The organism is Papillibacter cinnamivorans DSM 12816 (assembly GCF_900176335.1).
Classification (GTDB): Bacteria; Bacillota; Clostridia; order Oscillospirales; family Oscillospiraceae; genus Papillibacter; species Papillibacter cinnamivorans.
In genome coordinates, this window is the sequence record NZ_FWXW01000003.1 from 1 (window position 1) to 14056 (window position 14056).

The window sequence follows — 14056 nt, forward strand, 5'->3', positions numbered from 1 at the left end:
ACGTACCGCGTCCTTATACCTTCGGTGTAAGCGCTTCCGATTACTCCGCCCACCGTATTTTGAAAAAATGGTGGGCTCAAATGGACTCGAACCATCGACCTCGCGCTTATCAGGCGCGCGCTCTAACCACCTGAGCTATGAGCCCTCGTCGTCGCGGACTTCGCTTCCTCTCGCTTCACCGCCGACGGTAAAGCTCGCTCGCTCCGTCGCTCCTCCTCTCCGGCTCAAACCCGCTGCGCTGGGCTTTGCGCCGGGGAAAACGCAATCTGCGGACCGTATGGTGGAGATGAGCGGAATCGAACCGCTGACCCCCTGCTTGCAAAGCAGGTGCTCTCCCAGCTGAGCTACACCCCCGCGTCGTCGCGGACTCCGTTGCGTCTCGCTTCTCCGCGGGGCGGAAAAGCTCGCTCCGCAGGGTTGTGCACCCTCTAAATTAAACAACGTGACGTTTTCGCTCCAAAAAAGACTGACCTAGGACCTGTACCGATATCTGTGTACCGGTATAGTCTCCTTAGAAAGGAGGTGATCCAGCCGCACCTTCCGATACGGCTACCTTGTTACGACTTCACCCCAATTATCGAACCTACCTTCGGCCGCGTCCCCCTTGCGGTTAGACTACGGACTTCGGGTATTCCCGACTCTCATGGTGTGACGGGCGGTGTGTACAAGGCCCGGGAACGTATTCACCGCGGCATGCTGATCCGCGATTACTAGCAATTCCGACTTCACGCAGGCGGGTTGCAGCCTGCGATCCGAACTGAGACGGTTTTTAGGGATTTGCTCCACATCACTGTCTTGCTTCCCTCTGTTAACCGCCATTGTAGTACGTGTGTAGCCCAGGACATAAGGGGCATGATGATTTGACGTCGTCCCCGCCTTCCTCCGTTTTGTCAACGGCAGTCTCGCTAGAGTGCTCTTGCGTAGCAACTAGCAATAAGGGTTGCGCTCGTTGCGGGACTTAACCCAACATCTCACGACACGAGCTGACGACAACCATGCACCACCTGTCTCTACTTTCCCCGAAGGGCACCTGACGTATCTCTACCTCGTTAGTAGGATGTCAAATCCTGGTAAGGTTCTTCGCGTTGCTTCGAATTAAACCACATACTCCACTGCTTGTGCGGGCCCCCGTCAATTCCTTTGAGTTTCAACCTTGCGATCGTACTCCCCAGGTGGGATACTTATTGTGTTAACTCCGGCACGGAAGGGGTCAGACCTCCCACACCTAGTATCCATCGTTTACAGCGTGGACTACCAGGGTATCTAATCCTGTTTGCTCCCCACGCTTTCGCGCCTCAGCGTCAGTTAATGTCCAGCAGGCCGCCTTCGCCACTGGTGTTCCTCCTAATATCTACGCATTTCACCGCTACACTAGGAATTCCGCCTGCCTCTCCATCACTCAAGAACTACAGTTTCAAATGCAGCTCCGGGGTTAAGCCCCGGCATTTCACATCTGACTTGCAATCCCGCCTACACGCCCTTTACACCCAGTAAATCCGGACAACGCTTGCCACCTACGTATTACCGCGGCTGCTGGCACGTAGTTAGCCGTGGCTTGTTTTCCAGGTACCGTCACTTCTTCTTCCCTGGTCAAAGAAGTTTACAACCCGAAGGCCTTCTTCCTTCACGCGGCGTTGCTGGGTCAGGCTTTCGCCCATTGCCCAATATTCCCCACTGCTGCCTCCCGTAGGAGTCTGGGCCGTATCTCAGTCCCAATGTGGCCGTTCAACCTCTCAGTCCGGCTACTGATCGTCGCCTTGGTGGGCCTTTACCCCGCCAACTAGCTAATCAGACGCGAGCTCATCTTTCGGCGGATTGCTCCTTTGGTATACGGACGATGTCGTCCATATACGTTATGCGGTATTAACGACCGTTTCCAGTCGGTATCCCCCTCCAAAAGGCAGATTGCTCACGCGTTACTCACCCGTCCGCCACTAAAATACCCCCGCATTGCTGCTTTGGTATTTTCGTTCGACTTGCATGTGTTAGGCACGCCGCCAGCGTTCGTCCTGAGCCAGGATCAAACTCTCAATAATATGGTATCTTAATGCCCCGCTTAACCTTTCGGTTCCGCGGGGACCCCGCAGACATTTTTTGCGGCCGCCGAAAGTGAATTCCGTCGGCCTGCGCCGCCTCTCGGCGGCGTCCCGCCTTTCGGCGGGTCCCTGCTGGATCCTTGGGCACTAAAATCATTTTATCGAGCTTAATCAAGCTCTTGTTTTCTTTTGTCATCTACTCTGTCTACAATCAACAGTTTCGACAACTCAAAGTACTTTTCTGGTGCTTTTTTTGTCACGTTGTTTAATTTACAAGGTGCACTGCCTCTTCAGGCGGAGTTACATCATACCATACCGGCCGCCGCTTGTCAACCCTTTGCTTTCCCTTTCGACCGTTTCCGATCCCAGGCCCAGCTCCCGGCCACCCGCGGCAACTTTTACAGTTTAGCACCACCAGGAGCCTTTGTCAACTCCTTTTCGGCGCCTTTCTCCACCTTTTTTCGGCTCGCTTTCCCCTTCTGACTGGGGTCAAAAAACCGCCCTTCCGGGTCTCCCCCTTCAGGCGCTCCGTTAATATACCATTTCTCTTCCTCCCTGTCAAGCCTATTTTACCTATTTTGCACTTCCATTTTTACGGAATGTCCAATACACACCAGTATATTCTCATCCGCCGATTTTATTACTCTTTTTTAACCCGGAAACCGTTTTTCGGCGGTGAGAGAGAAAAATTCGCCGGAAGAGTGAAACGTCCGCGCCGGCATATGCCGGCGCGGACGCTACATTCAATTAGTTACCGGCCTTATCGCCTTTATCCCGCCGCGGTGGGAGAGGGAGATGCGGCGCCGGCATCGGTAGCCTCGGCGGCGTTGTCGCCGGCTTCCGCTTCCGCCTCGGCCTCTGCCTCCAGCTCCTCGCGGAGGGTCAGCAGCTTGGTATAATAGGCCTCCGGGTCCACCTTATCGTAGGCGCTCTTAAATGAGACTTTCGCTTCTTCCTGCCACTGATTGATTCTCTCGTCAAAATTCTGGTCGCTGTAGTCATCCACCAGCTTGGAGGTGTCTACCGGAAGACGGAGAATAATATGGTATCCGAAGTCGGTCTCCACGATGTCGCTGATCTCATTGATGTCAAGGTTCTGCACCGCCGATTCGAAATCCTCCACCATCGTCCCCGGAGTAAACTGATAACCGTCGGGATTGGAGGAATAGCCCGTATCGTCCGTATATTCCGCGGCAAGGGTATTGAACAGCGTCAGGGGATCGTCACTGGCACGCAGCTGAGCCAGCACTTCCTTCGCCTGGGCGAGAACCTTCGCCTTTTCGTCGTCCGGAATGGGATTGCCGTCGTCGTCCAGAGTGGAAAACAGAATATGATTGGCATGGAGATATCCGTTGTCGCCTGCATACTGGGTGAGCTCCTCATCGGTGGGGTAAAAGGCCCCGCCCTCCGTGTAGAGGTTGCTCTTCAGGTTCTGATACATATAAGATACCGAGTTGAGCTTCATAAAGGTCTCGTCAGACAGGCCGATGCTGCGCATCTTCTCCGCATACGCTTCTTCTCCGCCCAACTGGCTGACGAAACTTGCGCGCATGCTGTCCAGATTGCTCTGATCCTCTTCGGTCAGCCCGCAGTCGTACTCCTTCGCCTTCGCTTCCACCACGGCGTAGAGCTTTGCTATATTCAGCGCGTCGTCCTTCACATAATCGGCAGTGGAAACTTCCGCTTCCTCCTCGTCCGCCTGCTGCATTTCCTCCCAATCGATTTCGCCGGTGTCGCTGTATTGGGCCATGTAGTCGCAGCTGTAGGCCAGCCAATAGTAATACACTTCCGCCGTCACATCTATTCCGTTCACCGTCATCAGGACGGTTTCCGGAGTCACTCCCGCAGCTTTGTATACCAGGCTGTCCGTATCCCCCTTCGTTCCTCCGCAGCCGGTTAGAATCCCGGCAGCAAGAGCCGCCGTCAAGAGCAGTCCGGTGATCTTCCTGTAGCTTATCATGATCCCCGCCGTTCCCCTTTCCATTATTTTACTTTTATCTTCCGATGGCTTTACTATACCATCTTTCCCTGCCGGAGGCAACCTGACAGGCAGGTAATTCACCAAAAATTAATAATTGCTTTCCCGGGGCCTATTTCATGTCCGGTATTTCCTCCGCCTGTTTCGACTGCGCGTACGCCGCCACCACTTTTTCCGCCGCGGCGAGGATATCCTCTTCTTTGCCCACACGCAGAGACAGATACGGGCGCTCTCCCGCCGAAAAGAGAAGCTTTCCCTTGTACTCCCGCCGGGCGCAGAGGGAGGAAATGTGCTTGAGATCGAACTCCGCAAGGGTCAGAATCAGCCGGCCTTCCTTCTGGGATATCTCCGTAATGGAGGCAGCCGAAGCGGCGGCGCGCAGCAGAGCCACGGAGATTAGGGCCCGCACGCTGGCGGGAGGCTCTCCGTAACGGTCGATGAGTTCATCCACCATATCCTCCGCGTCATCTTTGGTGCGGATGAGAGCAATCCGGCGGTACAGGTCAATCCTCTGTTCGGCGGAAGGCACATACCGCTCGGGAATGTTTGCGGACACCGCAAGGTCGGCGGCGCATTCGGCAGCCTGAACCGGGCGCTCCCCCTTTTCCTCCAGGACCGCCTCCTCCAGCAGCATCAGATACATATCGTAGCCCACGCTGAGCATGTAGCCGGACTGCTCCGGCCCCAGAACGTTGCCCGCGCCGCGGATCTCCAGGTCCCGCATGGCTATTTTGAAGCCCGAGCCGAACTCGGCAAATTCCCGGATGGCGGAAAGACGCTTGGATGCGGTTTCGCTGAGAGCTTTTCCCTGGCGGAAGGTCATGTAGGCAAAGGCATGACGCGAGCTTCTGCCCACCCGGCCGCGGATCTGATGGAGCTGGGCAAGCCCCAGCTTGTCGGCATCTTCAATAATCAGTGTATTGACATTGGGAATATCTATGCCTGTTTCTATTATAGTAGTACAAACCAGAATCTGAATTTCCCCGTCAATCATCTGCTGCATCACGTCGCTGAGAGCTTCCTCGTCCATTTTTCCGTGTGCCACGGCGACGCGGGCCCCCTCCATCATGCCGGAAATCCGGGCGGCCGTCCGCTCGATGGTCTCAATCCGGTTGTGCAGATAATACACCTGCCCGCCCCGTCCGATCTCCTTGCGCATGGCGTCGGCCAGGATGCCCCAGTCGTGTTCCAGCACATAGGTCTGGACCGGTTGGCGGTCCTGAGGCGGCTCTTCCAGCATGGAAATGTCCCGTATCCCGGACAGAGCCATATTCAGCGTGCGTGGGATGGGAGTGGCTGTCAGGGTCAGCACGTCCACCTGGCGGGCAATCTCCTTGAGCCGTTCCTTATGGGAAACGCCGAAGCGCTGTTCCTCATCGATGATGAGAAGCCCCAGGTCCTTGAATTTCACGTCTTTCTGCAAAAGTCGGTGGGTACCGATAAGAAGGTCCACACCGCCCTCCCGCGTACGGCGCACCGTTTCCCTGTGCTGGGAGGCCGAGCGGAAACGGCTTAGCACGTCGATTTTCACAGGGTATCCCCGGAAGCGGTGCATGGCCGTGGCATAGTGCTGCTGGGCCAGCACGGTGGTTGGGACCAGTATGGCAGCCTGCTTCCCGTCCAGAATGCACTTCATGGCGGCCCGGAAGGCCACCTCCGTCTTTCCGTATCCCACGTCCCCGCAAAGCAGACGGTCCATGGGAACGGGGACCTCCATGTTTTCCTTGACCTCCCGGGAGCACCGGAGCTGGTCCTCCGTCTCCTTATACTCGAAGGCTTCCTCAAACTCGGTCTGCCACACGGTGTCGGGAGCAAAAGCGTGCCCCTTCCTGCGCATCCGCTCGGCGTAGAGGGCTATGAGTCCTTTGGCGAGGTCCTTCGCGGCACTTTTGGCTTTAGCCTTGGCCTTACTCCACTCCGCCCCGCCCAAGCGGCTGAGCTTCATGCCGGCCGTTTCCCCGACGCCGATATATTTGGAAACCAGGTCCAGCTGGGTCGCCGGAACATACAGATTGTCTCCGCCTGCGTACGCTATCTTGATGTAGTCCTTTTCCGCGCCGTCCACCGGCATTTTGACGATCTCCACAAACCGGCCCACGCCGTGATGCACGTGCACCACCAGGTCGCCGGGAGAAAGATCCGAATATCCGGCCAGGCGCTCCCGGCTGGACATCTCGCGCTTTTTGCTCCTGGACTTCGGCCGGGAGGCGAGAATCTGGCCTTCGGTGATTACCGCCAGGCGGATTCCCGGATACTCCAGTCCTCCCGAAAGCTGCCCCACGGAAACCAGAACGCTTCCCGGCTCGGGAAGGCGGGCCGGGAGCAGATCCAGCACGGCCGGTATTTTATGTTCCGCCAGCAAATCCTTCAGCGCCCCGGCCCTTCTCTCGTTGGCGCACAGCACCGCCGTGCGGTATCCCGAGCGGACATAATAACCGAGGTCGCCCAGGGCGGTATCCAGGTTCCCCCCGTACGAGGGAATCTGCTTTGCGGAAATGGAAAGAAGTTTTCGCGGCGGCAGAAGATACCGGGAAGCGGCAAAGGGCTCCAGCATTACCACGGGAAAAGAAGCAAAACTCCGGATCAGATCGTTCAGGTCCCAGGAAAACTTCGCCAGCTCGCCGGCCAGGGCGCCGGATTCCAGCAGAGCCTCGGCATCCTGCTGCAGCTGCCATGCGTAGCTCTTGGCCCTTTCCCGGATCCTGGCGGTTTCGCTCACCAGAATCACGGCATCCTCCATCATATAGTCGGCCGCCGCGGCCATCCGGGGATAGATCAAATCCATATACCGGTCCGCGGCGGGGAAAGCCATCCTTTCCCCCAGCCTCTCCCGATCCGCTTCCAGGGTTTTGAGCAGGACGGCATGATCTCCCTTCCGGCGCGACACCTTTTTTATGAGCTTTTCCAGTTCCCCCTGCAATCCCGAAACGCCTCCGGGCGTCAATTCCGGAAGGGTTTCGGCGGCCGGCAAAATAACCGCGTTTTGGATCTGCTGGATCTTTCTCTGGGTGCCGGTGTCGAAATAGCCCAAAGAGTCCAATTCGTCCCCGAAAAATTCCGCTCGGACAGGATGTTCCCCGCCCGGAGAGAAATAATCCAGAATCCCTCCGCGAACCGCGAACTGGCCGCCGCCCTCCACCTGCTGGCACCGGGTGTAACCGATGCGCGTCAGATGATCCGCGAGCCCTTCCAGGTCATAACTTTCTCCCAGGGCAAGACGGAATACGGAAGAATCGAACAAATCCTTCGGAATGGTCCGCTGAAGCATCCCGTCCACCGTGGCGAGCACCACGGGGGCCTTTCCCGCGCTCATGGAATAGAGGGCCGCAAGCCGGCGGTGCTCCCATTGGCGGGAAACCACCGAAGCGTTGTAAAAGGTGAACTCCCTGGCCCCCAGGATCACCGGCTTTTCCCCCGAGAGACTTTCCAGATCGGGGGAAAGCCTCGCGGCCTCCTCCTCATCCGCGCAGAGGATCAGAAGAGGCCTTCCGGTAAGGACCCGAAGGGCAGCGCCTATATGGGCGCGCTGCACCGGCCCGAGTCCCGTCAGGGCAACCGGGCCGTCTCCGCTCTGAACCCTCGACAGCATTTCTCCGAATTCCGGAAGCTGTGCAACCGCTTCCGTTAAAAAGCGCATGGCGCGCCTCCTCAATGTAAAAATATGGAAATAGCAAGAAAAAGCTTTCCCCCTAAACCTATCTCCCGCAGGCATATCGGACACCCGGACACAAGCTGCCGCCCGGAGCGGCGGGAGTATCCCCGGCAATCCGCGGAAAATGGGATTGAAAGCCTTTTTTATTCTTTATCAATACTATGGTATCTGCCTTTACAGGCCATTATACCTGTTCATCGCGGCATCGGGGCCGTTTTTTACGATCTCCGAAACCGCCTGGATCGCGTTTTCCACCGCTTGGTCCACCGCTTTGCCTTCCTGCTGGGAAAACGTTCCCAAAACCCAGTCTGCCAGGTCGTACTCCGGGTTTGGCGGAGCACCCACCCCGATCTTGACGCGGGGGAACTGATCCGACCCAAGGCAGGAGATAATGCTCTTAATTCCGTTGTGCCCCCCCGCGCTTCCGCTCTTGCGGATCCGGAGCTTTCCCGGGGGCAAAGAGATATCGTCGAAAACCACCAGAATTTTCTCCGCCGGAATTTTGAAGTAACCGGACGCCTCCCGGACCGATTCCCCGCTGAGGTTCATAAAGGTCTGAGGCTTGAGAATCAGCACCTTTTCCTCTCCCAGGGACACCGTACCCGTCAGGGCCTTGAACTTCAGATGGTCCAGGCGCGCGGACTGCTGCCGAGCAAGGGCGTCCGCCATACGGAAGCCCACGTTGTGCCGGGTCTTTGCATACTTGGGCCCGGGATTTCCAAGGCAGACCAGGAGCCATCCCGGCGCGCCGCGCATTCTTCGATTTGAAAACCACATACCGCACATCCCGCCCGCATTCCTGCAGATTTGCTCCCGCACGACGGCGGGCACGGCTTCGTCCCGCCGGAATACAGCCGTTAAATAAACAGCTTGGAGATGGACACTTCCTCATAGATCCGCTCGATGGCCTCGGCAAACATGGGCGCCACCGGCAGGAACTTGATTTTATCGCAGTCGCATTCCGGACGAAGGGGAACGGTATCCAGGAACACGGCTTCCTTGATCACGCTCTTCTGCAGCCGCTCGATGGCGGGACCCGAAAGGACGCCGTGAGAAGCGCAGGCATAGACCTCCTTCGCCCCGCCGATCTCCACCAGGGCCTGGGCTGCGCCGCAGATGCTGCCGGCCGTGTCCACCATATCGTCGAAGAGGATCACGTCTTTTCCCCGCACGTCGCCTATGATATTCATCACTTCCGAGGAATTGGCCTTCTGGCGCCGCTTGTCCACGATGGCAAGGGACATCCCCAGCTTCTGGGCAAACACCCTGGCCCGGGCCACCGAACCCACGTCGGGGGACACCACCACCATATTCTCATGCTCCGAGGCGAATTTTCTGCTGAAATAGCGGGCAAAGATGGGATTGCCCAGGAGATTGTCCACCGGGATATCGAAAAATCCCTGGATTTGTGCGGCATGCAGGTCCATGGTGAGCACCCGGTCCGCCCCGGCACGGGTGATGAGATTTGCCACCAGTTTCGCGGAAATCGGGTCCCTGGCTTTTGCCTTTCTGTCCTGGCGGGCATAGCCGAAATAAGGGATCACCGCTGTGATCCTTCCGGCGGAAGCCCGCTTCAGGGCGTCGATCATGATGAGCATCTCCATAAGATTGTCGTTGACCGGCGCGCAGGTGGACTGAACCACAAAAGCGTCCGATCCGCGGACGGTCTCGAAGATGGACACAAAGATTTCGCCGTCGGAAAACTTTCCCACCTCGGATTCACCCAGCTTCAGCCCCATCTCCTTGCAGATGCCCTCCGCGAGCTTCTTGTTGGAATTTCCCGTAAATACCTTTATGTCCTTGCCGTGTGCTATCATCGGATTTCCTCTCACTTTCCTCAGATGTTTTTACCGTCAACGGGGCAAGCACCCTCTGCTCCCCCGCCTTATTTTATTTCCGCCGTTTATGCACCCACTGCTTTTTGACGGTCTGCTGGGCCCGGGCAATGGCAAGACTTCCCGGAGGTACGTCCTCCGTAATGGTGGAGCCGGCAGCCACGTACGCCCCCTCGCCCACTACAACGGGAGCGATGAGATTGGTGTTGCAGCCCACAAAGGCGCCCTCGCCCACCACGGTGCGGGCCTTGGTGTTCCCGTCGTAATTCACCGTAACCGTACCGCAGCCCAGATTCACGTCCGAGCCGATGTCGGAATCGCCCACATAAGTAAGATGAGATATTTTAACTCCTTCGCCCAGGTTGGAGTTCTTAACCTCAACAAAATCGCCGATCTTATTTCCATCTCCAATAACGCAGTTAGGGCGCACGTACGCAAAGGGCCCGATCTTGGTCCGGCTGCCAATCACGCTTTCATTGAGCTGGGAGGCGTTTACAAGGGTGCCGTCTCCCACCGTGCAGTCGGTGATCATGGCGTTTGGGCCGAGCTCGCAGTCCAAGCCGATGGAGGTATTTCCCCGGAGGATCGTCCCCGGGAGGATGAACGTTCCCTTTCCGATACGGACCCGGGGATCAATATATACCTGATTTGCGTCCAGAAACTGCACGCCGGCGCTAACATGGCGGGCGATCACATCATATCTGGCGATTTGCTGGACCTGGTATAAATCCGAGGCGGATTCAACGGACAGAGCGGGAGGAAGTGCATTTTCCGAATCCGTCCGGAGCAGTTCCCGCCCCTTGTCGGCCAGAAGCTTCCGGAAATCTTCGCCGCCTTCCAGCGCCGTTTTCATTGTCTCCAACTCCAGGCGGAAAAGGCCGGTGGGTTTTCCCTTTTTCGGCTGCGGCAGCTCATCCCGGAATATCCGGACGCCGCCGTCCAGAATCAGGGTCGGCCGCGTCACCACCACCACCTCGCCGGTTTCCTGCTCCGAGAGAAAAGCCCGCAGCTGCTCCGCGGGGTTTTCGCTCCCGGCGGTCACAACACTTCCTTCCGGAAAGCAGGATACGGCTTCTTCCTTATATTTATCGTGGCAGACAAGAAAAAACCGCTCCACGCCCACAGCGCTCAGCGCCTGCGCCACCCACGCGGCCACAGGACAAAAGAGCGCTTTCTGCAGCATCAGCGGTTTTTCGAGCCCTTCGCGGGCCGCATCGTCCGGAAAAAAGACAATCGCACATACGTCCCTCACGAAGATACCCCCCTTCTGTCTGCCATTATACCAAATTTCCATATTAAGTGCATGGAAGACAGCATAATTTTTATAAAAATCCTGCTGCCGGCCGCCGAGGACCGGAGCATCCCATCCGTACGGAACAATACGCAAAGGGAATCCGAAGCCGGTATGCTGAACCCAGCATACCGGCTTCTCAGGCTGAAATTTACGCCATGGGTTTGAGATCCGGTGAGATAATCAGCTTGCAGCCCGTGGCAGCCTGGATGTCTTCCACGGTGAATTCGGGATTGTATTCGGTCAGGAGAAGTCCCTTGGGGGTAACCTTCATGACGCCCATTTCCGTAACAATAAGGGTGACCACGCCCACAGCCGTGTACGGCAGGGTGCACTGGGTCAGGATCTTATGCTCGCCCTTCTGCGTGTGCTCCATGGCGATAATCACCTGCTTGGCATACGCAACCAGGTCCATGGCGCCGCCCATGCCGGGAACCATTTTGCCGGGAACGATCCAGTTTGCGAGATTTCCCTTTTCATCCACCTGAAGAGCACCCAGAACCGTGGCGTCCACATGTTTGCCGCGGATCAGGCCGAAAGATGCGGAGCTGTCCACAAAGGCGCCGCCCAAAGCAACGGAGGCAGGTCCGCCGCCGGCGTCAAACACATACGGGCTGGCTTCTTCCGGAGTAGGCTTCGGGCCGACGCCCACAATGCCGTTCTCCGCCTGGAGGATCACTTTAACGCCCGCGGGCAGATAGTTCGGGACAAGAGTCGGCAGGCCGATGCCGAGATTGACCACATCGCCGTCTTTGAGTTCCTTGGCTACGCGCTTTGCAATATAGTCTTTGATCAAAGCCTTATCCATTATGCTTTACCTCCATCCACGATATAATCCACCAGAATGCCAGGAGTCATCACATTCTCCGGTTCAATCTCGCCGAGCTCAACAATATTGTCGGCTTCGCAGATGACAAGGTCCGCCGCAGTGGCCATCACAACGTTGAAGTTCCGAGCGGAACCCTTGTACCATACGTTTCCGTTCTTGTCCACTTTGTAGCCGCAGATCAGAGCCACGTCGGCATGGAGGGGTTTTTCAAGCAAAAATTCCTGCCCGTCGATATTGATGACCTGCTTGCCGTCGGCAATGATGGTGCCGAGGCCGGTCTTGGTGAGAACACCGCCAAGGCCAGCTCCGCCAGCGCGGATCTTTTCGGCGAAGGAACCCTGGGGAACCAGTTCAACTTCCATCTCGCCGGCGTTCATTTTCTTGCCGACTTCCGGATTGAGTCCGATATGGGTGGCGATGAGCTTCTTCACCTGGCCGTTGGAGATGAGCTCGCCGAGGGCCCAGCCTGTCTTGGCGCCGTCGTTTGCCATAACGGTAAGGTCCTTTACTCCGGTTTGCGCGATTTCGTGCAGGAGTTTGCTGGGGCCGCCCGCGCCCAGGAAACCGGCGACCATAACGGACATTCCGTCTTTAAGCATCCCTGCAGCTTCCTTCATTGTCACTATTTTTGCCATGAATGCATACCCTCCTAAATTAAAATTATGTCAGAACGTTTATTTCAGCATTCCTGTGCCGGAATGCACGTGACCCAAAAGCCGCGCATTCCGGCACCAAACGCTTATTTCGGGATTACCGCCGTCGTACCCGGCAGTTCATTCAGCACATTTCGTAAATGGTGGCAATGCCCATGCCGCCGCCGATGCAAAGAGTGGCAAGGCCTTTCTTGCTGCCGCGCTTCTTCATTTCATACAGCAGGGTAACAATGATCCGGGCTCCGGAAGCTCCGATGGGGTGGCCAAGGGCGATGGCGCCGCCATTGACGTTGGTCTTCTCGGGATCCAGTCCCAGATCCTTTACAACGGCCAGACTCTGAGCGGCGAAAGCTTCGTTGGCTTCCACAAGATCCATATCCTTGACGGTGAGGCCCGCCTTCTTCAGGGCGTTCTTGGAGGCGTCGATGGGTCCGATGCCCATGATCTTGGGATCCACTCCGGCCTGGCCGTAGCCAATCAGCTTCGCCATGGGTTTGAGGCCCAGCTCTTTGACCTTCTCGCCGGAGGCAAGGAGGATCGCGGCTGCGCTGTCGTTGATTCCGGAAGCGTTGCCGGCGGTGACGGTCCCGTCCTTTTTGAAGGCGGGCTTCAGGCCTGCAAGGGTTTCAACGGTGGTGCCGGCTTTGGGATACTCGTCAACCTTGAATTCCACTTCGCCCTTCCTGGTTTTAATGACGACGGGAACAATTTCTTCCTCAAACCGTCCACTCTTGATAGCGGCAACGGCTCTCTGCTGGCTGCGGGCGGCGAACTCATCCTGCATCTCGCGGGTGATGCCCCACTGCTCGGCAACGTTTTCAGCCGTCATACCCATGTGGTAGTTGTTGAAGGCTTCCCAAAGTCCATCCTTCACGAAAGAGTCCACCATCTTGGTGTCGCCCATGCGGGCGCCCCAGCGGGCGGCGGGTACATAATAAGGAGCGGCAGACATGTTCTCCGTGCCGCCTGCCATCACGATATCGGCATCCCCGGCCATAATAGTGCGGGCTCCCTCCACCACGCTCTTCATGCCTGAACCGCAAACCATGTTAACGGTCGTGCAGGGAACGGTGATGGGAAGGCCCGCATTGAGTGCACACTGTCTGGAAATATTCTGGCCAAGACCGGCAGGAACCACGCTTCCAAAGAACACTTCGTCCACTTTATCGGCGGAAACGTTGGCACGTTTTAGAACGTCCTTCATAACAACTGTACCCAGTTCAATGGCGGATACATCCTTCAAGGTGCCACCAAAAGAGCCGATGGCTGTTCTGGTTGCGCTAACGATATAGACTTCTTTCATGGTAAAACCTCCTACTATATTTTGGGTTGATTTTATTATATACATGCATTTTTCAAACGTCAACCTTACAGTTTTCCCGCTTTGTAAGGTTTCGGGCATGAATCATCCCATTTTCTTGCTTTTCAGTCGGTTTTCTTGTTAAATTATTCATATTTTATTTGCGGTCCGGACAGGCATCATTGAATTTTTTTATTATTCCTCCTTCATATTATTCTATTTTCCGCGGCATTCTTCCACTTATTATGCCGCTTTTTGATCCAACTCCTGCATTTTCAAATCACGGCGGAAGAAAACTCAAAAATGGCAGAAATTGTTTTGTGCAAAGTGTAAAATACTTGAGCCTGTATGATAAAAAATATATGTCTTGCAGATATTGGATTATAAGCCGGCCGCAGGCTTCTCCGGGGCTTTTCGTTGACAGCGCCGTTGCGGCGGTGATATATTTACCGTATTACATCCTATAATACAGTCGACAGCCC

At 56.3% G+C, this 14056-nt stretch carries 8 protein-coding genes, 2 tRNA genes and 1 rRNA gene; all 11 read right to left on the reverse strand.

What is annotated here, in order from left to right; genetic code table 11:
- Positions 1-68: 68 nt before the first annotated feature.
- The 11 genes from B9A13_RS04910 to B9A13_RS04960 all read right to left on the reverse strand — a co-directional run bounded on the left by B9A13_RS04910 (position 69) and on the right by B9A13_RS04960 (position 13577).
- Positions 69-145 (reverse strand) — tRNA-Ile (locus tag B9A13_RS04910).
- 133 nt (positions 146-278) lie between these two features.
- Positions 279-354, reverse strand: a tRNA-Ala gene (locus tag B9A13_RS04915).
- A gap of 161 nt (positions 355-515) precedes the next feature.
- Positions 516-2036: ribosomal RNA gene (locus B9A13_RS04920) — 16S ribosomal RNA — on the reverse strand.
- A 769-nt stretch (positions 2037-2805) separates the two neighbouring features.
- The gene (locus tag B9A13_RS04925; protein WP_159448031.1) at positions 2806-3996 is read right to left on the reverse strand and encodes a peptidylprolyl isomerase; all 1191 of its coding nucleotides are present in this window, start codon (positions 3994-3996) and stop codon (positions 2806-2808) included.
- A gap of 130 nt (positions 3997-4126) precedes the next feature.
- A complete protein-coding gene (gene mfd, locus B9A13_RS04930; RefSeq protein WP_084233952.1) occupies positions 4127-7651 on the reverse strand; it encodes a transcription-repair coupling factor in 3525 nt (1174 codons plus the stop codon).
- Between the two features lie 189 nt (positions 7652-7840).
- Positions 7841-8443 carry an aminoacyl-tRNA hydrolase gene (gene pth, locus B9A13_RS04935; RefSeq protein WP_200809685.1) on the reverse strand — a complete coding sequence of 201 codons (603 nt, stop codon included), beginning with the start codon at positions 8441-8443 and terminating at the stop codon, positions 7841-7843.
- An 80-nt stretch (positions 8444-8523) separates the two neighbouring features.
- Positions 8524-9483 carry a ribose-phosphate pyrophosphokinase gene (locus B9A13_RS04940; protein ID WP_084233953.1) on the reverse strand — a complete coding sequence of 320 codons (960 nt, stop codon included), beginning with the start codon at positions 9481-9483 and terminating at the stop codon, positions 8524-8526.
- Positions 9484-9556: 73 nt separating this feature from the next.
- A complete protein-coding gene (locus B9A13_RS04945; RefSeq protein ID WP_242942785.1) occupies positions 9557-10753 on the reverse strand; it encodes a GlgC family sugar phosphate nucleotidyltransferase in 1197 nt (398 codons plus the stop codon).
- A 190-nt stretch (positions 10754-10943) separates the two neighbouring features.
- Complete coding sequence (locus B9A13_RS04950) at positions 10944-11600, reverse strand: 3-oxoacid CoA-transferase subunit B (protein ID WP_084233954.1); 657 nt, start codon at positions 11598-11600, stop codon at positions 10944-10946.
- On the reverse strand, positions 11600-12256 hold the full coding sequence (locus B9A13_RS04955; RefSeq protein WP_084233955.1) for a CoA transferase subunit A: 657 nt from the start codon (positions 12254-12256) through the stop codon (positions 11600-11602). Before B9A13_RS04955 ends, B9A13_RS04950 begins: the two co-directional genes overlap by 1 nt.
- Before the next feature lie 142 nt (positions 12257-12398).
- Positions 12399-13577, reverse strand: coding sequence for an acetyl-CoA C-acetyltransferase (locus B9A13_RS04960; RefSeq protein ID WP_084233956.1), 1179 nt, complete (start codon positions 13575-13577; stop codon positions 12399-12401).
- Positions 13578-14056: the final 479 nt, after the last annotated feature.